Below are 24,123 nucleotides of genomic sequence, written 5' to 3'. Positions count from 1 at the left end.
CCAGTGCAGTAAACCCAAAAATTTCTAGAAAAGTGTGTAAAACTTCGGTTGATCCTGCCGAAGGCTACTGCTATTGGAGTTCGATTAAGCCATGCGAGTCAAGGGGACTTCGGTCACCGGCGGAATGCTCAGTAACACGTGGACAATCTGCCCTCGGGTGGGGAATAAACTCGCGAAAGTGAGGCTAATACCCCATAGGCACAGGAGGCTGGAATGCATCTGTGCCCAAAGCTCCGGCGCCCGAGGATGAGTCTGCGGCCTATCAGGTAGTAGTCAGGGTCAAGACCTGACTAGCCAGCGACGGGTACGGGCCTTGAGAGAGGTCGCCCGGAGATGGACTCTGAGACACGAGTCCAGGCCCTACGGGGCGCAGCAGGCGCGAAAACTTCGCAATGCAGGAAACTGTGACGAGGGAACTCCAAGTGTCCATGCATTGCATGGACTGTTTGCCAGCCTAAAAAGCTGGTAGAGTAAGGGGTGGGAAAGACCGGTGCCAGCCGCCGCGGTAACACCGGCACCTCAAGTGGTAGCCACTATTATTGGGCCTAAAGCGTTCGTAGCCGGCTTGGTTAATTCCTGGGTAAATCGTACCGCTCAACGGTGCGGATTCCGGGGACACTGCCAGGCTTGAGACCGGGGGAGATCAGAGGTACTTGCGGGGGAGCGGTGAAATGTTGTAATCCCGCAGGGACCACCAATGGCGAAGGCATCTGATCAAAACGGCTCTGACGGTGAGGGACGAAACCCTGGGGCGCAAACGGGATTAGATACCCCGGTAGTCCAGGGCGTAAACGCTGCTGACTTGGTGTTGGGGGCCCTGCGAGGGCGTCCAGTGCCGGCACGAAGGTATTGAGTCAGCCGCCTGGGGAGTACGGTCGCAAGACTGAAACTTAAAGGAATTGGCGGGGGAGCACTGCAACGGGTGGAGCGTGCGGTTTAATTGGATTCAACGCCGGAAAACTCACCGGGGGCGACGATTACATGAAGGCCAGGCTGATGACCTTGCCTGATTTTTCGAGAGGTGGTGCATGGCCGCCGTCAGTTCGTACCGTAAGGCGTTCTGTTAAGTCAGATAACGAACGAGACCCTCATTGCCATTTGCTAGGCTCTTCTCAGGAAGGGTTGCACTATGGCGATACCGCCACTGCTGAAGTGGAGGAAGGAGGGGGCAACGGTAGGTCAGTATGCCCCGAATCTCCCGGGCTACACGCGCGCTACAAAGGGCAGGACAATGGGCTTCGACGCCGAAAGGCGGAGGCAATCCCGAAACCTGCTCGTACTTCGGATTGAGGGCTGCAATTCGCCCTCATGAAGCTGGAATCCGTAGTAATCGCGGGTCAACATCCCGCGGTGAATATGCCCCTGCTCCTTGCACACACCGCCCGTCAAACCACCTTAGTTGGGTCTGGACGAGGGCTCGCCTTCTGGCGCGCTCGAATCTGGGTTCAGCGAGGAGGGTTAAGTCGTAACAAGGTATCCGTAGGGGAACCTGCGGATGGATCACCTCCTAAGAACACGGGTTTGCTGTACTGGCACTAATATATCTTCGAATGTCATCCTTTTCCTTATAAGTTACAGTTATATACAACCCGCCTCGTGCGGGTAAATATGCGCCAAGCCTACGCAGCAACACTCATGATGGTGTTGACGACTGTGGCCCTCTCGGGTTGCCTGGGCGGTGACGACGATTCCGGCCTTACGCAGGAAGACGTCGACGCCGCTTACGACGAAGGATATGCGAAGGGCGTCGCTGACACAGCACCAGTCAGCACGCTTGACACAATCCTCGCACGCGGATCCATGAAATGTGGAGTGAAGGAATCCCAGTTCGGAATGGGTTACCTGTCTGAAGACGGTGTGAGGTCCGGTCTCGATGTCGAGTACTGCCGGGCTGTAGCAGCCGCAATCGGACTCAATCCGGACACCGACATCACGTATGTCCCCGCCAGTTCCTCGGACCGCTTCGAGAAACTAGCATCAGAGGAAATCGATGTCCTGATTCGTACCACGACCTGGACCACCAGCCGTGATGCGGGCCTGAACGCGGACTTCGCCGGAATGAACTTCTACGACGGTCAGGGTATCCTGATTAGCGAGAACTCATTCGCTGCAGCAAACGCCAGCAACTCAGTTTCTGGCCTTGGCGGAGCAAAAATCTGTGTCGGAACTGGTACTACGACTGAGGGGAACCTGGCAGACTACTTCACATTCAACGGCATTACATTCGAGGCCATAAATGTCGAGAACGCTGAACAAGCAACGGAGAAATTCGTCGCTGGCGAATGTGACGCCTTCACCGGCGACATGTCAGCCATGGTTGCACGCAAGTGGATTCTCGACCAGGACACGTATGTTGAAGGGGATGCTCTTTACGCTGGAACTTGGATAGCCAAGGAACTGCTCTCCAAGGAGCCCCTCGGCGCCGCAACCCGTGACAACGACGACGACTGGAATGACGTAGTCGCATGGGTATGGTACGGCATGATCACTGCCGAGGAATTCGGCATTACCAACGCCAACTACGCAGCTGAGGCTACCACGGCCGCCGCCGACGGTGGCGACCCCGGTATCAACAGGCTGCTGAACCAGAACCTCGGCCTTGGAACCTCCACCAACCCACTAGCTGACACCTGGATGCAAGCTGTACTCGGCGCTGTAGGTAACTACGGCGAAGCGTACGACCGGTCATTCTGTGACGGCGACGGTGGAATGAACAACTGTCTGATTGACCGCGCTGGAACTGCAAACGACCTCGCCGCCAACGGTGGCCTGCAGTTCGCGCCCCCGATGCGTTAGCTCGGGAACAGGCACGATGGAATACGCCCTCTGGGGTACTATCCTCAGGGGGCCCCCCGAGTTTAAAGCAGGGTTTGACGTGCAAGCCTTAGTATGGAGCTGAAGGCGTTTGGCAGCCGCGGCACTGGGTGGTTACTGCGGCAGTTGCGGCTACCGACCCTGAATGACCTGAAAGGTCTTGCATTAACGGCTCTGGCGGCAGTGCTTCTCTGGAATTACATCCTGTTTTTCCTCGAACCTACTACCGAAATGGTAATCCAGATAGCTCGCTCTATCAAGCTTCCGAGCGGGCTGGAATCCAATGAAGCCTATTATCCTCTGGAAACCACCGTAAAATATATCGGCGGTACAATACTGATAGCTTTCATCCTGATCCAGAACGAAATAAAGCATATCCTGAATCTGGAGAAATTCTTCAGTCTGCTGGCCGATACGTTAAAAGCTATTAACCTGCCACAAGCCAGCTACGGGATTTGCGCGGTGCTAGCGCTATACGACGCACTACTGGCACAGAGCGTACTGGTCGAATATCTTGGCTATGGAACGGCACTATCTGCGTTCGGAATGGCTTTAACCGCACAATCCGGGTACTTAGTGAACGTGGCAAACGCTTGGTGGGACGCATGCCAGTCATGGTATCGTGCATGGTGCAACTGGGAGAATTATATCACTACCCTCGTTGGAATCGTGGTGTTTTATATCATCCTATTATGGTCTGCTTCTGCAGACTTGTCACCCCGGTCCCAGATTCCTTTCCTGATGATTGGTGGTTCGATACTTACAGGATTCCTGCTGTTACAGAATGAGCTCAAGACCTTGATTATAACCATCGTAAAGACAGCACGCAATCCCGGAGATGCAGTAGATATCTGGAAGAAAGCCTGGAAATCGGTAATCGCAACCATGGTTGCAATTGGCATATTCCTTTTCATATTCCTCAACGCCGTATTCCTTCCGGACCTAACCCAGAATTTCCCCACTGTGCTATCTGCAACCATGCTGGTGATAGTTCTGGTCTGGTGGAAACTGATGGCGTTGGAGATGGCAAAGCCGGCTGTCGCCGCCAAGAGGGCGGCCGCTATGGCCTTCCTCCTGGCAATTCCACTAATCCTCTACCTAGTCCTGAGATTGATGGTACTGCTCAAGACAGACCAGTCCTGGGATATTACCCTAGAATTCATGCAGGCCAAGGCGGGCTTCAACATCAGTAACTGGCCTGACCAGATTGATATCGCTAATGCAAGCCGATGGGAATTCTATCGCGCAGGCATCGTGAATGCTGTAAGGGCTGTGCTGGCAAGCGTGTTGCTCTGTACCATCCTGGGATTCATAGTAGGCGTTACGCGACTCTCCAGCAACAAGCTGGCTTCAGGCCTTGCAACGGTATATGTCGAGATATTCCGCAACTTTCCATTCGCAGTCCTGCTCTTCGTCATCAGCAGCGTGATGGGACAATCATTACCGCAATTCAGGGAAGAGATGGATATTATGGATATTATTTTTGTCAGTAATCAGGGTATCTGGGTTCCCGTAGTCCAGCTTTCAAACTTCACGTGGGCGATTGCAGTGCTGATTGGTACATGGCTCTATACTCGTTATGAAGACTGGAATGGAGTTGACGATTCCGAGAAAGGTGTCAGGCGACGAATTATCCTCTGGTTCCTGGCTATCGTCGTGGCTGTTGCTGTCGCGGTTTCGAGCGGTATTGACTATCCCAGCTACCTGAAACCATCCGATCAGCCGGGAAGCTGGCGGATGGAGGGGGGCTTCGAGATATCGCCCGCATTCATTGCTATAGTGGCCGGGCTTACTCTATACACTAGCTCACACGTAGCCGAGATAGTGCGGGGGAGCATCCAGTCACTTCCGTATGGGCAGGTTGAAGCTGCAATTGCCCTCGGGCTGAATCCTGTCCAGCGACTGCGATTGGTGATAATCCCCCAAGCTCTCCGGAGCATGATTCCTTCGCTGAACAACCAGTACATGAATGTTTGGAAAAATTCGAGTTTGGCACTCATCGTGGCCTACAACGATTTTTTCTATGTAAATCTGGTGATCGTGAACAAGGTCGGTAAGGCCGTTCCGAGCTTCCTGCTTCTGCTGGTTACCTATCAGGTCGGGAGCCTGTTAATCTCAAGTATCATGAACTTCTACAATAGCCGCGTAACGCAGGTGAAGATATGAACTGGGCATGGACAAGCAAAATGTTTGCAGACCTTCGTAATTTTAATGAGAATATCACTGGAAAACCAGCAGACTGGGTGACACCCGAATGGAAGTCAGGAGCATCCCGCAGTTCACTAGCACTTGCAATTATCCTTGGAGTTTTTACTTTTGTGGATGTACTCGGTGAAACTGGAAGCTCAGGTGCAGGTTTTGCACGAATTATACTCTATACTGTCCTCGTAGCACTAGCTGCCCTATTCGCAACCTGGGTCATTTCGACCGTACTCCTGCAGGCGACCTTCAAGAAAAATCCTACGACCGCAATCCTGAGCATTATTTCATCACTATTGATTCTAAGTATCGTAAAAAAATTCGGAGGTTTCATACTTATTGAGGCTAACTGGGACGTCGTATGGGCCAACCGTGTCAACCTTGCCATCGGCCCCTTCTTCACCAGTGGCGTTACGCAACCACACATAGCCAACGAGACCTGGAGGTTGTGGCCCACTATCTATCTGGTTGCAATCCTGATTGGGGCCACTTACGGAACAATCAAGGAAAGAGCCGGCAAGTTCCTGATACCATTCAGCCTGTTTTCCCTGATTTGCCTGTTTGCTATCTGGAACCCGAACCACATCAATTACAACCCCGGAGCCACGCTGTTGCTATTCGGCGGAGCACTTGCCTGTGCCTACATATCGTTCGGAGCGGTTTACTATTACAGCCTAACTGCTGAGGAATACCTTGTCAACCGGATTAATTCCTGGGTGGCTATTGCCTCCGTGCTGACGTTTGTCCTCACTATGGTCCTGCTTGACCCACCGGACCGGCTAGTCGAGGCAGGATTGATTGATTTCAACCTTTTTGGCCACCATTTTGTGGCGGAAGAAGGAGTTGCCCCCCTCGAATGGGGTGGGCTGTTTATCAACCTGATATTCTCTGTCGCAGCTTGCGTAATCGGTTCCGGGATTGCGGTCTTGCTCGCCTTTGGGAGGCGAAGTGAGCTCCCATTCTTCAAATGGCCTTCCGTGGGAATTATCGAGATCGTAAGGTCTGGTCCACTAGTGGCGTGGCTGTTCATCGCTTTCTTCCTGGTTCCAGATATAATTCGCCCAATTTATGAGGCCGATTCGGTTATGCGAACTATCATAATTATCTCGCTGTTTGGTGGATGCTATATGGCCGAAGTACTGCGTGGTGGGCTTCAGGCAGTCCCACACGGCCAGATAGAGGCAGCCATTGCACTGGGCTTGAGCCCGATGCAAACAAAACTGTATGTCGAACTACCCAGCGCAATACGGACAACCCTACCTGCCATCGTCAGTATTTTTATCGGCCTCTGGAAGGATACTACACTAGTATACCTCGTGGGCGTCCTCGACTTTTTCAATGTGGCCAAGGTCCTTGCCAGTACCGACAAGGAATTCCTGGGCGATTACAGGGAGCCGCTGTTCTTTGCTGGCTTTATTTTCTGGGTCTTTGCATTCTACATGTCCCGGATTTCGCGTCGTATCGAGGCGAAACTCGGACTTGTCAAGGAAGGCGGAGGTGAGGCTACATGAGTGAACAAAACAAGGAAAAAATCATCAGGACTGAGGGCGTGAAAGTCAACTTCGGAGATTTCTGGGCCCTCAAAGGAATTACGATGGAAATAGGAAGGGGTGAAATCGTGGTTATCATGGGGCCTTCCGGCTCCGGAAAATCCACATTTATCCGCACACTGAACCGGCTGCAGCCGCACAGCGCCGGAACAGTTACGGTCGATGGCATCACAATCGATGACGAGACCAGCGTGGCTGACCTGAAATATATCCGTTCAGAAATAGGGTTCGTCTTCCAGCAGTTCAATCTGTTCCCGCACCTGACTATCATGGAAAACATCACCATGGCCCCGATGAAAGTCAAGGCAGAATCAAAGCAGGAAGCCGAAGCAGGCGCCCTGAAGCTGCTCGAACGGGTCGGTATCCCTGAGCAGGCGCACAAGTATCCTTCGGCGCTTTCGGGCGGTCAACAGCAGCGTGTCGCGATTGCGCGCGCGCTGGCGATGGACCCGAAGATCATGCTGTTCGACGAGCCCACATCTGCGCTCGACCCCGAAATGATCAAGGAAGTGCTGGACGTGATGATTGACCTCGCGAAGCGCGACATAACCATGATTGTCGTGACCCATGAAATGGGCTTCGCCAAGGAAGTGGCCGACCGGGCCATCCTGTTCGACGAGGGAGAACTGGTCGAGGCTGCGACTCCGGAGAAGTTTTTCAACAATCCGCAGCACAAACGCACCAAGCTGTTCCTCGAACAGATTCTCTGATTGCGGGACTTCGCTTTTAACGAGCCTTCTTTGCGCGGCCGATGGCAGGTGACAGCCTCGCGCGTTATGAATTCAGCCAGCAGCTTGAGCGACTCGGGCAGTTCAGCGGACGCGCTACAGAACTAATATCGCTCTACATTCCTCCCGAACGCAAGATTCACGAAGTCATGGCTTACCTGCGCAATGAAGCTTCGCAATCGGCCAACATCAAGTCCAAATCAACGCGCAAGAACGTCAGTGCTGCGATTGAATCGATCATGTCGCGGCTGAAAGCGTTCAAGACACCACCCGAAAACGGCATGATATTCTTCGTGGGACATATTTCCAAGGGCGCTAACCAGACCGAAATGACTCAGGAGGTTGTCATACCTCCCGAACCTGTGGGAGCGTTCCTCTACCGCTGCGATAACCGCTTCTTTCTGGAGCCGCTGGAGCAGCTACAGGAAATCAAGGAACAGTATGCATTGCTGGTGATTGACCGTTCCGAGGCGACGCTGGGAATGCTGCGCGGCTCGCGTATCAAGGTGCTGAAGCACATGTTTTCCCAGGTGCCTTCCAAGCATGGCAAGGGAGGGCAGTCACGCCGTCGTTTTGAGCGGCTTATCGAAGAGGCGGCTCATGAGTGGTATAAGCGTGTGGCTGGCAGCGCCGAAGATTGTTTTGACCCCCACGGAATTGAGGCATTGCTGATTGGTGGGCCGGGCGCGACCAAGGATTTTTTCATTACAAAAGAATATCTCCACTATGAATTGCGAGATAAAATCCTGGACAGCTTTGACACGGGCTATACAGAAGAGGCAGGGCTGCGCGAACTGGTTACCAATGCTTCCGGACGATTGCAGGAAGTACAACTGGTTCAGGAAAAGGTGTTGATGGAGCGATTCATGAAGGAAGTCATGACTTCCCGGGGTGGACTGGCGACCTACGGAGAAACACAAGTGCGCGATGCGCTCAAGCGCGGAGCAGTCGACCAGCTGTTAATTTCCGAAGAACTTGAGACCGACCGCGAAAAGGGGCTAGTGAGGGAAATGGTAGAGCTTGCCGAGAATTCGCGCAGCACCGTGAACCTCATATCCACCGACACCGAGGAGGGGGCAGGCCTGCGCAACGCCTTTGGTGGGCTGGCTGCAATCCTGAGGTATCCTCTTAACTGATGTTACAGACACGACGTTGTGGTGAATTGTCCGAAGCGGACGACGGCAGCGAGCAGACGCTCTGCGGCTGGCTACAGGAGACGCGCAACCTGGGCGGCATCGCCTTCCTGCAGTTGCGTGACTCCACAGGTATAACACAGTTGACATTACCGAAGAAGAAAGTGGGCGAGGACAATTTCAAGGTGTGGACTGCCATCGCGCGTGAATCAACACTGCGCGTTACTGGCACAGTAAAGGCTAATCAGGAAGCCCCGAACGGCCTCGAACTGGTGCCCACAGAACTGGAGGTGCTCAACGCTGCCGCGACCCCACTACCTCTCGGCGTAGTGGACCGCATCGAGAGTGAAATTGAGACGCGGCTCAACGCACGCTACCTGGATCTGCGGCGGCCTGAAGTCGCGGCATTCTTCCGCATCCGCGCCGCCATCTTGGGCGCTGTGCACGACCACCTGCGGCGCGAAGGCTTCCTGGAGGTGCAGACGCCAAAGATTATCGCCTCGGCCACTGAGGGCGGCACCGCGCTCTTCCCGGTGCAGTATTTCGACCGCAAAGCGTACTTGGCGCAATCGCCGCAGCTCTACAAGCAAGTGTTGATGTCGGGCGGGCTCGACCGGGTTTACGAGATCGGTCCCGCGTTCCGCGCCGAGGAGCACAACACTCCGCGCCACCTGAACGAGTTTATCTCGATTGATATCGAAATGTCGTGGGCCGACGACGATGACGTGATGGGAGTTATGGAACGGCTGGTCGCCAGCTGTGCTGAAGCGGTGGCGCAGGAAGCAGAGGCGCTCGCCGCGCTGGAAATGGCTCCGCTCGCGGTCGAACTTCCGCTCCCGCGCATCACTTACGACGAGGCGATAGATATCGCGAGCGTGAAGGCCGATATCGCCTGGGGTGATGACCTTTCGATGGAAGCGACGCGCGTCATCGCCGAGCAATATGGCGGTTTCTACTTCATCACCAAGTGGCCGCTCGCGCTAAAGCCGTTCTACATCCAGTCTGAAGGCGAGAAGCACAGCAAGGGGTTCGATTTCATGTTCCGCGAGGTCGAGATGACCTCCGGCGGCCAACGCGTCCACGACGTCGCGCAGCTCGAGCAGCGCCTGCGCGAGCAGGGGCTCGACCCCGCCGAGTTTGGGCATTACCTCGAGCCGTTCCGCTACGGGATGCCGCCGCACGGCGGCTGGGGGCTGGGCCTCGACCGTCTGGCGATGGTCTTCAGCGGCGCGCAGAACGTGCGCGAGTGCGTGCTCTTCCCGCGGGACCGGAACCGGCTGACGCCCTAGAATATATGGATAAATTAGTTAATTATTTTGCTGAAGCACTGAGACATATTGACCGTTCTGGAATTCCATTTAAGAATTACAAACCGGGAGTGGGGCCTTACGCAGAAACTCAGCTGGTGATTAAATCCCTTCAATACCTGAAAGAGCATTATATTGATTATTTTGCCGGAGCAAAGACGAAGAGACATCCGGACTTGTTAATCCCTGAAAAATGGGCACTAGAATTCAAGATTGTCAGGCCATTTGGCGATAACGGCAAACCTGCTGAACACTGGTCGGAAAATATGATGCATCCCTATGCGGGAAATGTTAGTGTGCTGGGGGATTGCATAAGCCTACTAAATTCAGATTTTTCGGAAAGAAAGGGAGTGGTTGTGTTTACATATGAACATTCCGAACCCAGATTTGACTTGTCAATCCTCTTTGATTCATTTGAGCTAATAGCTTCGGAAGAACTTGAGATTAGACTAAGTGAGAAATTTTCAAAAACTGTTACTGATTTAATTCATCCCGTCCATCAACAAGCTACGGTTTATGGTTGGGAAATATTGGAATAAATTATTAACAATCATTACAACGTTCCCGGCCCGCCCAGCGGCAGCGTTGTCAGCGCCGCTGCCGTATCGCCGCGCAGCGACGGCCCTTCCGCGAACGTCCCGAAAATACCTATTTCACCGGCAGGATTATGTGCTAGTCCGAGCCACGGACGGCCATCCGAACCCACGACGATGTCTATAAAATCTCCAAAGCCGCCGCAGCGGTCGTATCCGCAGTCTTCCTTGGCGTTCTCGAGCGGGTCGTCGGGTAGGTTTACAACTACTGTGGTCAGCAACGGATTTTCATTGAATGAATCTGTTATTACAGTCATATATCCATTCCAAGTCAATCCACCGTTAGTTGTGCCGATGTAACCCATTGCCACCCTTCCTTCGGAACCGGCCGCGATTGCAGGAAATCCAGTCCCATTGACACCAGGGGGTGCAACCATAATTGGGTTGCTCCACGTTCCTCCTTCATCGTGAGAATATGAATAATATGGCATATTGTCAAACCCCATCCACATAGCATGGACGTTGTCTTCAGAATCGGCTGCTACTTGAGCTTCCTCAAAATTCCAAGTTTCTGCAGTTCCAGTAGTTTCTGTTGGAAGTGGATGTTCCGTCCAGGACATACCTCCATCTGTGCTCCTGTATATTGAATATCCTTCACCACCATTACAGCCTCTATTCCCTCTATAAAAATTACCGTTGTTGGATCCAATTATATGACCTGTTAGTCCACCACTATCACAATCTGTTGGAGCACCTGAGACTTCTGGCGTCCACAGATTACCACCATCAAAACTCGTTGAGCAGAGTGGGTGAGGAAATTGAGTGTTAACGCAGTAGACAAAGGTTGTATCATGGATTGACAAAAGAGAATCCTGGTAAGGAGAAGATGCTATCGTCTGGTGATCCTGAATGGCATAAGGAGAAGTTGCTTCTGTGGGGGGAGACCAAGTTGCAGCCTCATTATCCGAATACTGAACTGTCATAACAGCAAGAGCATGCATATCGAACTTCATCAATCTGTCATTCCACAAATCAACGTACAGGTACGGGTCATTGCTGTTCGGTACAACACCGGGACCACTGTCTGCGCAGGAATATTCAGTGATGGAATTCATTTCAAGCATCCCTTCGCACTTGATTATGGCCGTAGAACCACCATCTCCTGTTCCCCAACTGGTCATATATACATTCCCAGCCTGTGTAACACCTATTGTAGGCTCGAAAGTAGTTGTTCCGATTGCATAATAAGTTCCTTCACTGAAAATGGGAATGTTGTTTCCGTAAAGAACTAACGTACCATTTATCTCATAGAAATCAGTAGCATTGCGTGCGCCATCAAAATGATAGAAAGTTGTACCTGGAACAGGTGAAGCAAAACCAAAAGGTAGTTGTTCATCTATTTTGGTCCTGTTGTCCTCTGGACCAAGGCAGCCCGCCAAGCTAGAGAAGACGAACAGGAACACTACGGCGACGGCCTTCTGCTGCATGCTGGTGTATGAGAGTTCCGGGGCTTTAAGGTTTCACAACGTGCTTTGCATGGATGTTTTTATGCTAATTGATATCAGGTGACCCCTATCCCATTTTGAGGGTTGAACTGCCGCCTACCGGCAAGACAGGCAGGTCGGTGATTTCATCGCCGTAAAGGGTTGGGCCTTCCATTAGAGTCCCAATAACAGCTTCCTCGAAACCCGCGGCATTATGCGCAAGGGCAATCCATGGTCGCCCTTCGTCATCAATCTCGACATCAATGAAATCTCCGAAACCACCACAGCGAACGTTGCCGCAGTCAGAGGTTATGTCCAGAGGATCATCAGGGTGGTTCACAGCTACACTCGTGATTAGAGGGTGCTCGGCGAAGGCGTCAGTCATAATTGCCATATAACCAGACCAACCGCTGTTCGAGGCATTGGTCTCAATGTCGTTAATTTCACCAATATAACCGACGACTACACGCCCTTCAGAACCTGCGAATATTGTCGGAAAACCAGTTTCTTTGACACCCGGGGCTGCAACCATCATCGGGTCGCTCCATGTACCTCCCTGATCCCGGGAATAAGCGTACCATGGAAACAAGTCATTACCAATCCATGTAGCGTGAACATTCCCCTCGTCGTCTACAGCTGTGGCAACTTCGTGAGCGTGCCATCCATCCTGCATCCCAACATCCTCTGTGATGGTGTGCTCGCTCCATATGGACCCGCCATCCAGCGAGCGGTAGACTGCAGGGCCTGCGCAGGAAGGGTTGCCCCGGTAAACTGCTCCATCAGCCCCGCCTGCAACATGACCATGGAGGCCAGAACACTGAGAGGTCCCTAACGGATAACCTATTCTCTGCGCATCCCATGTGTGTCCACCATCTATAGAACGGGAACATTGAGGCCCAGCTGCAGGTGATCCAGTATTAATGCAGTAAACGTAGACTACCTCTCCTGAAATTGCATTGGAGTGTGGCATCGAGGCAATACTCTGATGGTCTTGAGGGACAGCATATCCATGAGTTGGGAAAGGCGTACTCCATGTCTGACCGTCATTAGTTGAATATTCAACGTTGATTACGGTAAGCGCATGCATGTCGAATTTGACAAGTTTGTCAGTGAACTTATCAACATAGATATAGGGGTCATTGGAGTTTGCCGTTTGTCCCGGACCATCATCACCTCCACCCAGGAAAGGTCCAACGTCCTCCCAGGTTTGTCCTTGGTCGAGCGAGCGGATGATGTGCGTGCCGTCGCCCGCTCCGTTCCAGCTGGTGAAGAAAATGGCTCCTGAGGATGTAATCCCGATGGTCGGCTCGAAGGTGTCGAAGCCAGTGCCGTAGTAGGTTGCGTTCGTGAAAAAGGGCGTGCTGTCGCCCGTCAGGTTGGCGGTAATATTCGCCGCCGCGACCGCTGCCGGATTTGTCGCATCAATTGCCTGCGGGCTGCTTACACTCCCGGGGTAGTGGTACCATGTCGTTACCGGAATCGGCGCGTCGAAGTCAAACGGCCCCGGTTCCGGCTCGTAGGTGCGCTTGTCCTCTGGCGCCAGGCAACCGGCCAGTGCCGGCAGCAGGAATAACAGGGCGATGCAGGCGGTCGGCAGAGTGTGTTTCGGTTTCATCCGTTTTCCTGTTGCGGGTGTGGTGGGCCCGGGCGGATTTGAACCGCCGATCTTCGCCATGTCAAGGCGACGTCATAACCCCTAGACCACGGGCCCCCGCGTGCGGACGAAGGAGGGTGGTTAAAATTCTGCGCCGGCCAGCTGCGCGAGCCGTTGCAGAGCCTCAGCATAGCTGTCGCCCTCGGCCGTAGTCAGCGTTTCGAAGGCGGGCTGTAGCTCCTCGGCGAATTCGCGCACCTCGCGAGCGAACTGCCATTCGCGGCCGCCCGCGCTGCCGGTATGTTGCAGGATGGCCCACGCCAGCGCCTGTTCGCCATGGCTCGCCTCGGCTGCGGCCGCCAGCTCGCGCTGTAGGTCCACGTTGCGGCCGGTGCGCAGCAAACGCACCGCGCGGTCGGCCAGTGCCGGGAGCGGCGGCAGGCCTTCGAGCTCGGGGAGCGCTGCTAACGCTTCCTGCATCCCGGCGCGCGACAGCGCGTCACGCAGTTGTTCCAGCGGCTCGCGCTCGTCAGCTGTGCCATCCCACTCGGCTAGTAGCCGCTGGCCGTGCGGTTTCCAGGTGGCGCCAGCGACCGCGCCCAGCGTGAGCGCCTCTAACGCGACGGCGCCATCGTGCCGCTCCAGAAGCTCGCGCGCAATCCGGGCGTCGTGGCCGGAGAGCGAAAGCCGTGCGACGAAATCATCGGGCGCGAGCATTTCGCTGCCGTGGATGACTCCATGCGCGCCGCCCTCAGCGGCGCGCTCGCGCTGCCAGTCACCGAGCCGGGTCCAGAGCTCGGCGTCGGTCAACTTTCCTTCGCGGTATTCGTCGAGCGCCGGGCACTCCGTGGCCGGCGCCAGCGCGTCGAGCGGCGTCACAACCTCAACTTCCCAGTCAGCCGCCGCATCGCCAGCATGCTGATGCTCGAGCACATTTATGAGCGAATTGCGGCTCGAGCGACGCCAGCCCGCGGCCGGCAACCGCACTGCGCGGTCGAGCGACAGGCAGCGCAGAAGCAACCCTTCGCCGTCGGAATCACGCCAGCCGCGCGGCAGTGCAGCGCGCAGCTCATCCCACAGTTCAGACGGCAAAGAAGCTGAGCGACCGGTGCAGACCAGCCGCTTCGGCAGCGAATAAAGCCAGATATCGTTCTTGCGCACATAGGCCAGATGCGCCAGCGCGCGCCAGGTGCGATGGTGGAAATTCTGCACGCCAATCAGCCGCTCCTTGGGAATCGACTGCCCGCGCAGGACGTAGCCCACATCTCCCGCCGGGTAGCGCGCGACCGCCATCACCGGCGCCTTGCCGGCGTCGAGCAGGCTCAGACTGGCACGCAGGGCGAGCGCCAGCGGGTCCTTCAGCCGGCGGCCGAACAACCTGCCGAGAAAGCCGCGCTCTTCGGGCTCCACCGCGCGCTCGAGTTGCTCGCGCACGCTGGGATAGGGGCATTCGCCAGCAGGGTGGCGGCACTTGGGGAGCAGAAACTGTGGCTTTTCCTTGAGCTGTGCCACTCGCTCAAGCAGCTTGCGCTGCTCACTGCGCGTTGCCGTGCGGGTGCCCCTGAGCCGCGCCCTGCGTCGTTTCGCCACGATTACTGCATCCTCAGCTTCCGCTGCACTCGCTCGAAGAAGGTATCGCCGAATCGCGCAAAACGAGCCGGGACAGCCGATTTCGTGATGGTGATTTCGTCATCTGGCCCAAGGGCCAGTTCATCGCCCCCGTCCAGTACGACGACCGACGGGCGCGGATTAAGGAGCTGGATCCTCAGCTCAACGGAGTCGGGAATCACCAGCGGCCGTGAGCCGATGCGGTAAGGTGCAATCGGCACCAGCACATGTGCGCCAACGGCAGGGTGCAGGATGGGCGAGCCGGCCGACATGGCGTAGCTGGTCGAACCGGTGGGAGTGGCGATTATCAGCCCGTCACCGCGGAACTCGTCCGCCACCTGGCCGTCGAGCGTGATGCGGAATTTCTGGATTTTGGCGACGCGCGCGGTATGGATGACCGCCTCGTTCAGCGCCCGACCCACCATCTGGCCATTGAGCCGTACCTCGATACGTTGCAATTCCTCGACTTCGTAATCGCCCGCTTCGAGCCGCGCCAGATTGGCCTCGAGTGTGTCGCCGAACTCCGCCTCGGTCAGGAATCCGACCTGCCCGATGTTGATGCCAAAGACCGGCAGGTCAAGGTGCGATAGCGCGTAGAGCAGCGTTCCGTCGCCGCCAAGCGCCAGTAGCAAATCGCCCGAGAGCTCCGCCAGCGGCGTCCCCTCACGGCCGAGCAGCTGCGCCGTCGCTTCTTCCAGCTCGGCGTCGCCGACTAGTTCGAGCAGCGCTTCCAGCTTCTCCGCTGCCTGCGGATGGTACGGATTGGCGACCAGCGCGAGCTTCACATCGCCGCAGAAATGGGGTGCTAATAAGCCCGCAGGCGATTTGTAATGGCACCTGCTGGCGCCCCATGAAGCTAGGCGCGCACGTCTCGGTCGCCGGCGGTCTGCATAACGGCGTCAGTGAAGCACTTAGCATCGGCGCAGACACATTCCAGATGTTCAGCAAGAACCAGCGGCAGTGGATTGCGAAGCCGCTCACCGACGAGCAACTCGACCAGTTCCGCACTGCGCTGGCGCAGAGCGGGCTGGGGCCGGTGATGATTCACGACTCATACCTGATTAACATGGGTTCGCCTGACGAAGCGAAAGGAAAACGGGCGCAGCACGCCTTTCTCGAAGAATATCGCCGCTGCGAAGCGCTCGGCGTGCCTTACCTGAATTTCCATCCCGGCTCGCACACGCATCCCCGCAAGGCGATGCGCGACGACCGCGCGACGCGCGACGCGGCGCTCGAGCGAATTGCGAGCCACATCAACACCACGCTCGCCAAGACCGAAGGATTCGAATCCCTGCTGGTGCTCGAGAACGCCGCGGGACAGGGGACCAATGTCGGTATCACCTTCGGCGAACTGGCGCATATCCTGGAGCGGGTCGATGACCCGTCACGCATGGGCGTCTGCATCGACACGCAACACGCCTGGGCTGCGGGCTACGACTGGGCGGGCGACTACGACGGCGTGTGGGACGAGTTCGACTCGCAGATTGACCGCGAACGGCTGGTCGGGATGCACCTGAACGACTCGCTCAGCGACCGCGGCTCACGCGTTGACCGCCACGCCAACCACGGCGAAGGGAAGCTGGGCGAAGCCGTTTTCGCCAGCATCATGCAGGATTCGCGGCTCGAGGCAGTTGCCGGCTATCTCGAGACGCCCGGCGGCCCTGAACGCTGGAAGCCGGAAATCGCCCGGCTGCGCGAGCTGGCTGGGCGATGAGCCCCGCCGCGGTATCCCTGCTCCAGCGCGAAACGCCCTTCGAACAGGTTGCCGCCCGGCTGCCTGAATGGATGCAACAGCACCTGCCACGCAAATGGGTCCAGCTGGGGTGCGTATTGCTGCTGCGGCTGCCGCCCGAGCTGGAGGCGGAAGCGCAAGCGGTCGCGGCTGCTTACGCGACGCTGCCGGGTGTCGAGGCAGTCATGCGCCGGCCACGCATCGCAGGCGAGCTGCGGCAGCCACGGCTGCCGCAGCTCCTGTTCGGAAGCTCGGCGGAGACCGAAGTGCGCGAGCACGGGCTGCGCTACCGGCTCGACCTGCAGTGCGTGATGTGGGCGCCCGGCAACGTCGGCTGGCGCGCCGGCCCGCGCGGGCCGGCAGCGGTCGCGGCGCTCTACGCACATCCCGGCCCGCGAGTCGTGCTGGACTGCTTTGCCGGCGTCGGCTATTTCGCGTTGCAGTTCGCGCGCCACTGGCCCGCGACGCAAGTCATCGCGGTCGAGAAGAACCCGGTCGCGGCGGAATACCTGCGGCAGAACGTGGCACTCAACGGGCTCGACAACGTCGAAATCATCGAGGCCGACTGCCGCGACGTGGAGCGCGAAGCCGACATCGTGCATCTGGGCTACATCGGCGATACCGCCCACTTCCTGCCGCACGCGGCCTTGCAAATGCGTGCCGGCAGAGATGGCACAATCATCCTGCACGACGCCTTCCGGCGCGCCGACTACGGCGTACAGCGCAGCGGTGAATGGGACGCCGTGCCCGGACAATTGCGCCGCGAGCTGGAGCGAGCGGCGCCGGGGCTGCGCGTTGCGCGGGTGGCGCGAGTGAAGAACTACGGCCCCGCGACGGCGCATCTCGCCATCCGGCTCGAAGCGGCCTAAGGCCGCAGCACGACTTTGCCGAACATCTCGCCGCGCTCGAGGATTTCGTGCCCGCGCCGTCCTTCGGAGAGCGGCAGCTCGCAATGGATGAGCGGCTTCAGCGCGCCCTGCACAAGCAGCTCCAGCACCGCGGCGAAATCGGAGTGCGAGCCCATAGTCGAGCCGAGGATTGAGAGCTGTCGCGAGAAGATGAAACGGATATCGGTCTCCGCCAGCGGGCCGCTGGTGTTGCCGACGGTGACGATGCGGCCGCCGATGCCCGCCAGCCGCAGCGACTGCTTCCATGTCGCGCGACCGACATTATCAACGATGACGTCGTAGCCGCGGCGGTCGGTGGCGGCGAGCAGTTGCCTGTGCCACGCCGCGTCAGTCTTGTAGTCGACGACCAGCGCCGCGCCCAGCTCTTCAGCGCGCTGCGCCTTCGCGGCGCCGCCAGCGACGACATGCACTTCAGCGCCGAGGTGGCAGCCGAGCTGGATGGTGGTCGAGTTGACGCCGCCACCCGCGCCGACGACCAGCAGCCGCTCGTCAGCTTGCAGTTGCGCGCGGTTGACCAGCATGCGCCAGGTAGTCAGCCCCGCCAGCAGCGGCGCGGCCGCCTGCGCTGCCGAGAGGTCGGCCGGCCGCGGGTGCAGGTTCTCGAGCGGCACCGCCACGAACTCGGCGCAGCCGCCGCGCAGGTGCTCGCCGAGGATGCAGTAGCCGGGCGACATGGAATCATCGCCGCGCGCGGTCCATTCATCCTGCCGCGTCGAGATGCCCGGATCGACCACGACGGCGTCGCCCGCCTTCCAGTCGCCAGCGTCCGCCACGAGCGTGCCGGCGACGTCACTGCCGCCGATGTGCGGCATCTCGAGGCGCAGCCCGGGCCACCCACGCCGCACCCAGATGTCGAGGTGGTTCAGCGCGCACGCTTCGACCTTCAGCAGCGCCCAGCCCACGGGAACTTCGGGGTCGGGGACATCGCCGAACTGCAGCACGTCCAGCTCGCCGTGAGCTTCGAAGTGGAGCGCTTGCATCAGGAGGCAATAGTGGTGCTGTTTTTAGGGCTGCAGCCCGGCTGCATCCTGCATTAGTCACCTGTGACTGTGATGATAACCTCGCGCCGATGTCCATGCGCACGATGTTCCCAGAGGTAGATTCCTTGCCAGCGTCCTAGGAGCAACTTGCTTTCGGAAACTGGGATACTCTCTGAAACTGAGGTGAGTGCGCTCCGAATATGCGCAGGCATGTCGTCGCTGCCCTCCATGCCATGTACATAGCTGCCATCCTCGGGCACAATACGTGACATGAATTGCGCGAGGTCCTGCCTTACCGAAGGATCGTAGTTCTCCTGGAGTAGCAGGCTGGCGCTGGTATGGCGGATAAACAAATGGCAGACGCCGTCGCTGACACCCGCGTCGGCGACGGCGCCCTGCACTTCGCGGGTGATGTCGTGGAACGCGTAGGGCTCGGTCTGCACGGCCAGCGTCCGTCGTCGCATCGGATGCCTTATCCGCTCCACGCATTAAGAGCGCATGCTCACGCTGGTCGGCCTTGGGCTCGGCGGTCCGGAATCGCTGACGCAGGCGGGAATCGCCGCCATCCGCGAGGCCAACGCAGTCTTCGCCGAAGGCTACACTTCGCCGCTGCTGCCGGAAACGCTGGCGTGGGTCGAGCAGGAAGCCGGCAAGGTGAGGCTGCTATCGCGCGAAGAGGTTGAGCAGCCCGAAACGCTGCTGGCGGCAGCGCGCGATGACGCGACGGTGCTGCTGGTCGGCGGCGACCCCCTCGCTGCCACAACGCACGTCAGCCTGCGGTTGCAGTGCCGCGAGGTGGGCATCGCGTGCCACGTCGTGCACAACGCGTCGGTGCTGACGGCGATTGCGGGCGAGCTGGGGCTACAGCACTACCGCTTCGGCCCGGTCGCGACGCTGGTGCTGCCGGAGGGCGACTACCGGCCGCTCTCGCCGGTGGAGCGTGTACTGCAGAATATCGAGGCGGAATTCCACTCGCTGGTACTGCTCGACATCCGTGCCGATGACCCCGCCGCCGAGCCGCGGCTGATGACTGCTGCCGAAGGGGCGCTGCTGCTGCTCGAGGGCGGCGTCGGGACCGGAGCGCAGGCGTGCGCGGCGGCTCGCGTCGGCCGCAGCGACCAGCAGCTCTGGTGCGGCACGCTGGGGGAAATGGCGCAGGCAAAGATAGGAGAGGTGCCGCACTCCATTGTGATTCCGGGCGAACTGCACTTCGTCGAGGAAGAGGCCCTGGCCGCGCTTCAGGAATAGGCAGCGTTTTATCCCCCAGCCGACTGCCGCGCCCTAGATGCAGGGGTGGCTTGCGCTAGAGGACGGCACGATTGCCCGGGGGCGCCCGTTTGGCGCTACCGGAATTGTCGAGGGTGAGCTGGTTTTCAACACGTCGATGACGGGTTATCAGGAAGCTCTTACGGACCCTAGTTACGCCGGCCAGTTGCTGATGTTCACTTTCCCGCAAATTGGGAATTATGGCTGCCAGCCGGACTGGATGGAGTCTTCTGGTGCACAGGTACGCGGTTGCATCGTGCGCGAATGCTGCCGGGAGCCGCATCAGGGGCAACAAACGCTCGATGAGTGGCTGCGCAGTGAAGGCATCCCGGGGCTGGAAGGCATTGATACGCGCACGCTGACGGTCCAGACGCGCGAAGCGGGAACGCTACGCGCCGTCGTCTGTACTGACGGCTCGCTCTCGCCAGAAGAGGGCGTCGCCCGCGCCGCGGCGATGGCGTGGCCTTCGGACTCGAACCAGGTCGCCGGAGTCTCGACGCCAAAGAAATACCGGCGCGGACGAAGCGGCCCGCGGGTGACACTCTTCGACTGGGGCGTCAAGCAGTCCATCGTCACCAATCTGGCGCAGGACTGCCGCGTCACGGTCGTGCCGTGGGACACCGATGTTGCGGGGCTTGAGAAAACGAAGCCCGACCTGATTTTCATGTCCAACGGCCCGGGCGACCCCGCCCATCCGGAGATGGCGCCGGTGGTCACGACGGTGCAGCAGGCGCTCGAGCGCTGGCCGGTCGTAGGCATCTGCCTCGGTCACCAGATTCTTGGGCTGGCGCTAGGGGGCAGCACTTACAAACTGCGTTTCGGCCACCGCGGTTCCAACCAGCCGGTGCATGACACCGACGCCGACCGGGTGTTCATTACGTCGCAGAACCATGGCTTTGCTCTTGGTGAAATGCCTGATGGCATAGCAGAGGTATTTACCAACTTGAACGACAGCACCTGCGAAGGGATTCGCGGGCCCGGCTGCTGGTCGGTCCAGTTCCACCCCGAGGCGTCGCCGGGGCCGCTCGACGCCAACGTGCTCTTCGAGCGAGTGCGGGAGATGGTCAATGGGTGAAACTGCCCACGGGCCGGCACTGAAGGTGCTGGTCGCCGGCTCAGGACCGATTATCATCGGGCAAGCGGCCGAATTCGACTACTCCGGCTCGCAATGCTGCGCCGCACTACGCGAGGAAGGGCACTCTGTAGTGCTGGTCAATAGCAACCCCGCTACCATCCAGACTGACCCGGAGACAGCCGACACTGTCTACATTGAGCCATTAAACGTCGCGACGTTGGAACGCATTATTGAAAAAGAGCGACCAGATGCTATCATGCCGGGAATGGGAGGGCAGACCGGGCTGAACCTGACTACTGAGCTAGCAGAAGCAGGCGTGCTGGAAAAATATGGAGTGCAGCCACTCGGTACTTCGCTTGATAGCATTGCAATGGCGGAAGACCGCGAGAAGTTTCGCCAGCACATGGTCGAACTTGGTGAACCCGTGCCGCAGAGCGACGTGGCGGAGACACTTGAAGAGGCAATTTCACTTGGAAAACAACTCGGATATCCAGCCGTTGTTCGCCCAGCCTACACGCTTGGGGGGACCGGTGGTGGCATTGCCCACTCACGCAAGGAGCTGGAGGTTATCGCCGGGCGTGGGCTAGCGCTCTCGCCAACAACACAAGTGCTCATCGAAGAGTCGGTACTGGGCTGGCAGGAGTTCGAGTTCGAGGTGTTGCGCGACTGTGGTGATGACGCCGTCATCATTTGCTCGATGGAGAACTTGGACGCTATGGGAGTCCATACCGGAGAGTCTATTGTCGTTGCGCCAGCGCTGACACTACCAGATGTACATTACCAGCGGCTGCGCTCGTCGGCGCTGAAGGTCGTGCGCGGGCTCGGCATCGTCGGCGGCTGCAACGTCCAGTTCGCGTTCGACCCCGTCAGCACCGACTACGTGGTCATCGAGGTCAACCCGCGCGTCTCGCGCTCGTCGGCGCTCGCTTCCAAGGCGACCGGCGTCCCGATAGCACGCATCGCGACGCTACTGGCGCTGGGGCGGCGGCTGCACGAGCTGTCGAATCGCGTCACCGGCAACACCAGCGCCGCTTTCGAGCCGGCGCTGGACTACGTCGTGCTGAAGATTCCGCGCTGGCCCTTCGACAAGTTCAAACTCGCCGAGCGCGACATCGGGACGCAGATGAAATCGACCGGCGAAACCATGGCCATCGGCCGCTCGTTCGAGGAATCGCTGCTGAAGGGCTGGCGCTCGCTCGGGCAGGGGCGCGGCTTTCCCGAGGGCGTCGCCGAACGCGGCCCAGCGCTGGAGGAATTACTGCGCCAGCCCACAGACCGCCGGCTGGAAGCGATTTGGGAAACGCTGCGGCAGGGCCTTAGCGCGGAAGCGGTGGCAGAGCAGAGCGGCTTCCACGCCTTCTTTACCAGCCGTATCGCGACGCTGGTCGCACTCGAGGCAGAGCTGGCCAAAAGCGGGCTGACGCCGGAGCTACTGGCGCGCGCCAAGGAAGCGGGCTTCGGCGACGCGCACATCGCGCACGCCTGCGGCCTGCCGGAGGCGGAAGTGCGCGAGGCGCGCCGCGCAGCGGGGCTGCGCAGCAGCTACCTGATGGTCGACACCTGCGCTGGGGAGTTTGCCGCGCGGACGCCCTACTTCTACTCGACCTGCGGCGACGCGGGCGAGAAAATCGAGCGTGGCCGTTCGGTGGTAATCCTGGGGTCGGGCCCGATTCGCATCGGGCAGGGAATCGAGTTTGACTATTCAACGGTCCACGGCGTGCAGGCGGTGCGCGATGCCGGCCTTGAGGCGGTGGTCGTCAACAATAACCCCGAAACCGTCTCGACCGATTTTGACGCGTCGGACCGACTCTACTTCGAGCCGCTTGATGTTGAGGCGGTCTGCGATATTCTGGACGCCGAAAAACCGGAAGGTGTAATCCTGCAACTGGGCGGGCAGACCGCCGTCAACCTGGCCGACGCGGTCGCCGAACATATCGCCAGCAGCGGGCTGGAAACGCAGATTCTCGGCACTCCGGTCGCCAGCATGGCTGACGCCGAGGACCGCCAGAAATGCGGTGCGCTGATGGAACGCATCGACGTGCGCATGCCCGAATGGGCCGCCGCGACTTCGGCTGACGAGGTAGTCGAGTGCGCCGAGCGCATCGGCTACCCGGTGCTGGTGCGACCGTCGTTCGTGCTTGGCGGCCGGGGAATGGAAATTATCCACAACCGCCAACAGCTCGAAACCTACCTGAGGCTTGAGACGCACGCGTCACCCGCACGGCCGGTGCTGGTCGACCGCTTCCTGGAAGGGGCGCTCGAGCTGGACGTCGACCTGGTTTCCGACGGCAAGCGGGTGCTGGTAGGCGCTATCATGGAACAAATCGAGATGGCCGGCGTCCACTCGGGCGACAGCGCCTGCGTCATCCCGCCACAATCGCTCTCCGCGAAGCTGCTGCGGGAAGTCGTCAAACTCTCGACGCAGGTCACCCGTGCGCTAGGCGTCGTCGGCGCCGCCAATCTGCAGGTTGCGGTGCACCGCGGCGAGCTGTTCCTGCTCGAGGCCAACCCCCGCGCCAGCCGCACGCTGCCGTTCGTCTCCAAGGCTACCGGCGTACCGCTGGCGCGGCTCGCCGTGCAGGCGATGCTGGGGCAGCCGCTACCGAAGCTGCCAAGTCCGCTGCCGACAGACGATGTCGCAGTCAAAGTGCCGACCTTCTCCTGGCTCAAGCTACCCGGGCTTGACACGGTGCTGGGGCCGGAGATGAAATCGACCGGCGAGGCAATGGGGCACGGTACGAACTTCGGCACCGCCTACCGGCGGGCGCTGGCGGGCGGCAGCCGTTCGCTACCGCGCAGCGGGACTGTGTTCCTGTCAATCTCCAATCGGCTCAAGGTCGATTTTCAGGACGTGGCGCAGGGCCTTGCGGGGCTCGGCTTCCGGCTGGTCGCGACTCGCGGTACCGCAGTCCACCTGCGGCAGGCGGGACTCGAGGTCAAAACCGTCTGGCGCATTTCCGAAGGGCGGCAGCCCGATATCCTGGGCTTTATGCGCAGCGGTGACGTGGACCTTATTGTCAATCTCCCCACCGGCCGGCGGGCGCAGACAGACGGCGCGCAGATGCGGCGGCTGGCGGTCGAGCTGGGCATCCCGTTTATCACCACCATCACCGGCGCCCGCGCCGCAGTAGAGGCGATGGCGGAGCCAAATGAGGGCGATGTGCAGCCGTTAGGCCAGAGTCCCGCCTGACCCGCTTTTTCCCGTCGGGAAG

18 protein-coding genes, 1 tRNA gene and 1 rRNA gene are annotated in these 24,123 nt (G+C 58.7%); 13 read left to right on the top strand and 7 right to left on the bottom strand.

Annotated elements, in window-relative coordinates:
• Positions 1 to 41: 41 nt before the first annotated feature.
• The 8 genes from QGG57_03605 to QGG57_03570 all read left to right on the top strand — a co-directional run bounded on the left by QGG57_03605 (position 42) and on the right by QGG57_03570 (position 10,270).
• A 16S ribosomal RNA gene (locus tag QGG57_03605) occupies positions 42 to 1,509 on the top strand.
• Positions 1,510 to 1,653: 144 nt separating this feature from the next.
• Complete coding sequence (locus QGG57_03600; protein ID MDP7007257.1) at positions 1,654 to 2,796, top strand: transporter substrate-binding domain-containing protein; 1,143 nt, start codon at positions 1,654 to 1,656, stop codon at positions 2,794 to 2,796.
• Between the two features lie 93 nt (positions 2,797 to 2,889).
• Positions 2,890 to 4,980 carry an ABC transporter permease subunit gene (locus QGG57_03595; protein ID MDP7007256.1) on the top strand — a complete coding sequence of 697 codons (2,091 nt, stop codon included), beginning with the start codon at positions 2,890 to 2,892 and terminating at the stop codon, positions 4,978 to 4,980.
• The gene (locus QGG57_03590) at positions 4,977 to 6,524 is read left to right on the top strand and encodes an amino acid ABC transporter permease (GenBank protein MDP7007255.1); all 1,548 of its coding nucleotides are present in this window, start codon (positions 4,977 to 4,979) and stop codon (positions 6,522 to 6,524) included. Before QGG57_03595 ends, QGG57_03590 begins: the two co-directional genes overlap by 4 nt.
• On the top strand, positions 6,521 to 7,273 hold the full coding sequence (locus QGG57_03585) for an amino acid ABC transporter ATP-binding protein (protein MDP7007254.1): 753 nt from the start codon (positions 6,521 to 6,523) through the stop codon (positions 7,271 to 7,273). The genes QGG57_03590 and QGG57_03585 overlap by 4 nt, the downstream gene beginning before the upstream one ends.
• 41 nt (positions 7,274 to 7,314) lie before the next feature.
• On the top strand, positions 7,315 to 8,427 hold the full coding sequence (gene prf1, locus QGG57_03580) for a peptide chain release factor aRF-1 (GenBank protein ID MDP7007253.1): 1,113 nt from the start codon (positions 7,315 to 7,317) through the stop codon (positions 8,425 to 8,427).
• Positions 8,427 to 9,713, top strand: a complete 1,287-nt coding sequence (gene aspS / locus QGG57_03575) for an aspartate--tRNA(Asn) ligase (GenBank protein ID MDP7007252.1) — start codon at positions 8,427 to 8,429, stop codon at positions 9,711 to 9,713. Before prf1 ends, aspS begins: the two co-directional genes overlap by 1 nt.
• A 5-nt stretch (positions 9,714 to 9,718) precedes the next feature.
• Positions 9,719 to 10,270, top strand: a complete 552-nt coding sequence (locus tag QGG57_03570; protein ID MDP7007251.1) for a hypothetical protein — start codon at positions 9,719 to 9,721, stop codon at positions 10,268 to 10,270.
• 14 nt (positions 10,271 to 10,284) lie between these two features.
• Here QGG57_03570 and QGG57_03565 read toward each other — a convergent pair whose 3' ends face one another.
• From QGG57_03565 to QGG57_03545, 5 genes are all read right to left on the bottom strand, one after another.
• A complete protein-coding gene (locus QGG57_03565) occupies positions 10,285 to 11,751 on the bottom strand; it encodes a sialidase family protein (protein MDP7007250.1) in 1,467 nt (488 codons plus the stop codon).
• Between the two features lie 85 nt (positions 11,752 to 11,836).
• Positions 11,837 to 13,363 (bottom strand): sialidase family protein, encoded by a 1,527-nt coding sequence (locus QGG57_03560; GenBank protein MDP7007249.1) that lies wholly within the window; start codon positions 13,361 to 13,363, stop codon positions 11,837 to 11,839.
• A 20-nt stretch (positions 13,364 to 13,383) separates the two neighbouring features.
• Positions 13,384 to 13,459 (bottom strand) — tRNA-Val (locus tag QGG57_03555).
• A 24-nt stretch (positions 13,460 to 13,483) separates the two neighbouring features.
• Positions 13,484 to 14,932: a hypothetical protein gene (locus tag QGG57_03550; protein ID MDP7007248.1), complete on the bottom strand. Its 1,449-nt coding sequence runs from the start codon at positions 14,930 to 14,932 to the stop codon at positions 13,484 to 13,486.
• Positions 14,933 to 14,934: 2 nt separating this feature from the next.
• Complete coding sequence (locus QGG57_03545; protein ID MDP7007247.1) at positions 14,935 to 15,735, bottom strand: NAD(+)/NADH kinase; 801 nt, start codon at positions 15,733 to 15,735, stop codon at positions 14,935 to 14,937.
• Between the two features lie 65 nt (positions 15,736 to 15,800).
• Between QGG57_03545 and QGG57_03540 the strand changes: the two genes are divergently transcribed.
• Both QGG57_03540 and QGG57_03535 read left to right on the top strand, forming a co-directional pair.
• A complete protein-coding gene (locus QGG57_03540) occupies positions 15,801 to 16,664 on the top strand; it encodes a deoxyribonuclease IV (protein ID MDP7007246.1) in 864 nt (287 codons plus the stop codon).
• The gene (locus tag QGG57_03535) at positions 16,661 to 17,551 is read left to right on the top strand and encodes a methyltransferase domain-containing protein (GenBank protein ID MDP7007245.1); all 891 of its coding nucleotides are present in this window, start codon (positions 16,661 to 16,663) and stop codon (positions 17,549 to 17,551) included. Before QGG57_03540 ends, QGG57_03535 begins: the two co-directional genes overlap by 4 nt.
• Here QGG57_03535 and QGG57_03530 read toward each other — a convergent pair.
• Both QGG57_03530 and QGG57_03525 read right to left on the bottom strand, forming a co-directional pair.
• Complete coding sequence (locus tag QGG57_03530; protein ID MDP7007244.1) at positions 17,548 to 18,570, bottom strand: zinc-binding dehydrogenase; 1,023 nt, start codon at positions 18,568 to 18,570, stop codon at positions 17,548 to 17,550. The two genes, QGG57_03535 and QGG57_03530, sit on opposite strands and share 4 nt — an antisense overlap.
• 53 nt (positions 18,571 to 18,623) lie before the next feature.
• Positions 18,624 to 19,034 carry a secondary thiamine-phosphate synthase enzyme YjbQ gene (locus QGG57_03525; protein MDP7007243.1) on the bottom strand — a complete coding sequence of 137 codons (411 nt, stop codon included), beginning with the start codon at positions 19,032 to 19,034 and terminating at the stop codon, positions 18,624 to 18,626.
• A 34-nt stretch (positions 19,035 to 19,068) separates the two neighbouring features.
• On the opposite strand from QGG57_03525, the gene dph5 reads away from it, so the two are divergent.
• Genes dph5 through carB form a run of 3 tightly spaced genes read left to right on the top strand, consistent with a single transcriptional unit; the run spans position 19,069 to position 24,101 of the window.
• Positions 19,069 to 19,818: a diphthine synthase gene (dph5, locus tag QGG57_03520; GenBank protein ID MDP7007242.1), complete on the top strand. Its 750-nt coding sequence runs from the start codon at positions 19,069 to 19,071 to the stop codon at positions 19,816 to 19,818.
• Positions 19,819 to 19,855: 37 nt separating this feature from the next.
• Positions 19,856 to 20,911, top strand: a complete 1,056-nt coding sequence (gene carA, locus QGG57_03515; protein MDP7007241.1) for a glutamine-hydrolyzing carbamoyl-phosphate synthase small subunit — start codon at positions 19,856 to 19,858, stop codon at positions 20,909 to 20,911.
• The gene (gene carB / locus QGG57_03510; GenBank protein MDP7007240.1) at positions 20,904 to 24,101 is read left to right on the top strand and encodes a carbamoyl-phosphate synthase large subunit; all 3,198 of its coding nucleotides are present in this window, start codon (positions 20,904 to 20,906) and stop codon (positions 24,099 to 24,101) included. The genes carA and carB overlap by 8 nt, the downstream gene beginning before the upstream one ends.
• The last annotated feature ends 22 nt before the right edge of the window (positions 24,102 to 24,123 follow it).

This window comes from Candidatus Poseidoniia archaeon (assembly GCA_030748895.1).
Classification (GTDB): domain Archaea; phylum Thermoplasmatota; class Poseidoniia; order MGIII; family CG-Epi1; genus UBA8886.
The sequence above is the reverse complement of the archived record's forward strand: the minus strand, read 5'-3'. Positions and strand labels throughout refer to the sequence as shown.

Excerpts from the sequence above, each read along its gene's own strand:
- QGG57_03540 (MDP7007246.1), top strand. The coding sequence starts at position 15,801 with ATGAAGCTAGGCGCGCACGTCTCGGTCGCCGGCGGTCTGCATAACGGC.
- carA (MDP7007241.1), top strand. The coding sequence starts at position 19,856 with ATGCAGGGGTGGCTTGCGCTAGAGGACGGCACGATTGCCCGGGGGCGC.
- QGG57_03530 (MDP7007244.1), bottom strand. The coding sequence starts at position 18,570 with ATGCAAGCGCTCCACTTCGAAGCTCACGGCGAGCTGGACGTGCTGCAG.
- aspS (MDP7007252.1), top strand. The coding sequence starts at position 8,427 with ATGTTACAGACACGACGTTGTGGTGAATTGTCCGAAGCGGACGACGGC.
- QGG57_03585 (MDP7007254.1), top strand. The coding sequence starts at position 6,521 with ATGAGTGAACAAAACAAGGAAAAAATCATCAGGACTGAGGGCGTGAAA.
- QGG57_03535 (MDP7007245.1), top strand. The coding sequence starts at position 16,661 with ATGAGCCCCGCCGCGGTATCCCTGCTCCAGCGCGAAACGCCCTTCGAA.
- prf1 (MDP7007253.1), top strand. The coding sequence starts at position 7,315 with ATGGCAGGTGACAGCCTCGCGCGTTATGAATTCAGCCAGCAGCTTGAG.
- QGG57_03525 (MDP7007243.1), bottom strand. The coding sequence starts at position 19,034 with ATGCGACGACGGACGCTGGCCGTGCAGACCGAGCCCTACGCGTTCCAC.
- carB (MDP7007240.1), top strand. The coding sequence starts at position 20,904 with ATGGGTGAAACTGCCCACGGGCCGGCACTGAAGGTGCTGGTCGCCGGC.
- dph5 (MDP7007242.1), top strand. The coding sequence starts at position 19,069 with ATGCTCACGCTGGTCGGCCTTGGGCTCGGCGGTCCGGAATCGCTGACG.
- QGG57_03560 (MDP7007249.1), bottom strand. The coding sequence starts at position 13,363 with ATGAAACCGAAACACACTCTGCCGACCGCCTGCATCGCCCTGTTATTC.
- QGG57_03565 (MDP7007250.1), bottom strand. The coding sequence starts at position 11,751 with ATGCAGCAGAAGGCCGTCGCCGTAGTGTTCCTGTTCGTCTTCTCTAGC.
- QGG57_03590 (MDP7007255.1), top strand. The coding sequence starts at position 4,977 with ATGAACTGGGCATGGACAAGCAAAATGTTTGCAGACCTTCGTAATTTT.
- QGG57_03570 (MDP7007251.1), top strand. The coding sequence starts at position 9,719 with ATGGATAAATTAGTTAATTATTTTGCTGAAGCACTGAGACATATTGAC.
- QGG57_03595 (MDP7007256.1), top strand. The coding sequence starts at position 2,890 with ATGGAGCTGAAGGCGTTTGGCAGCCGCGGCACTGGGTGGTTACTGCGG.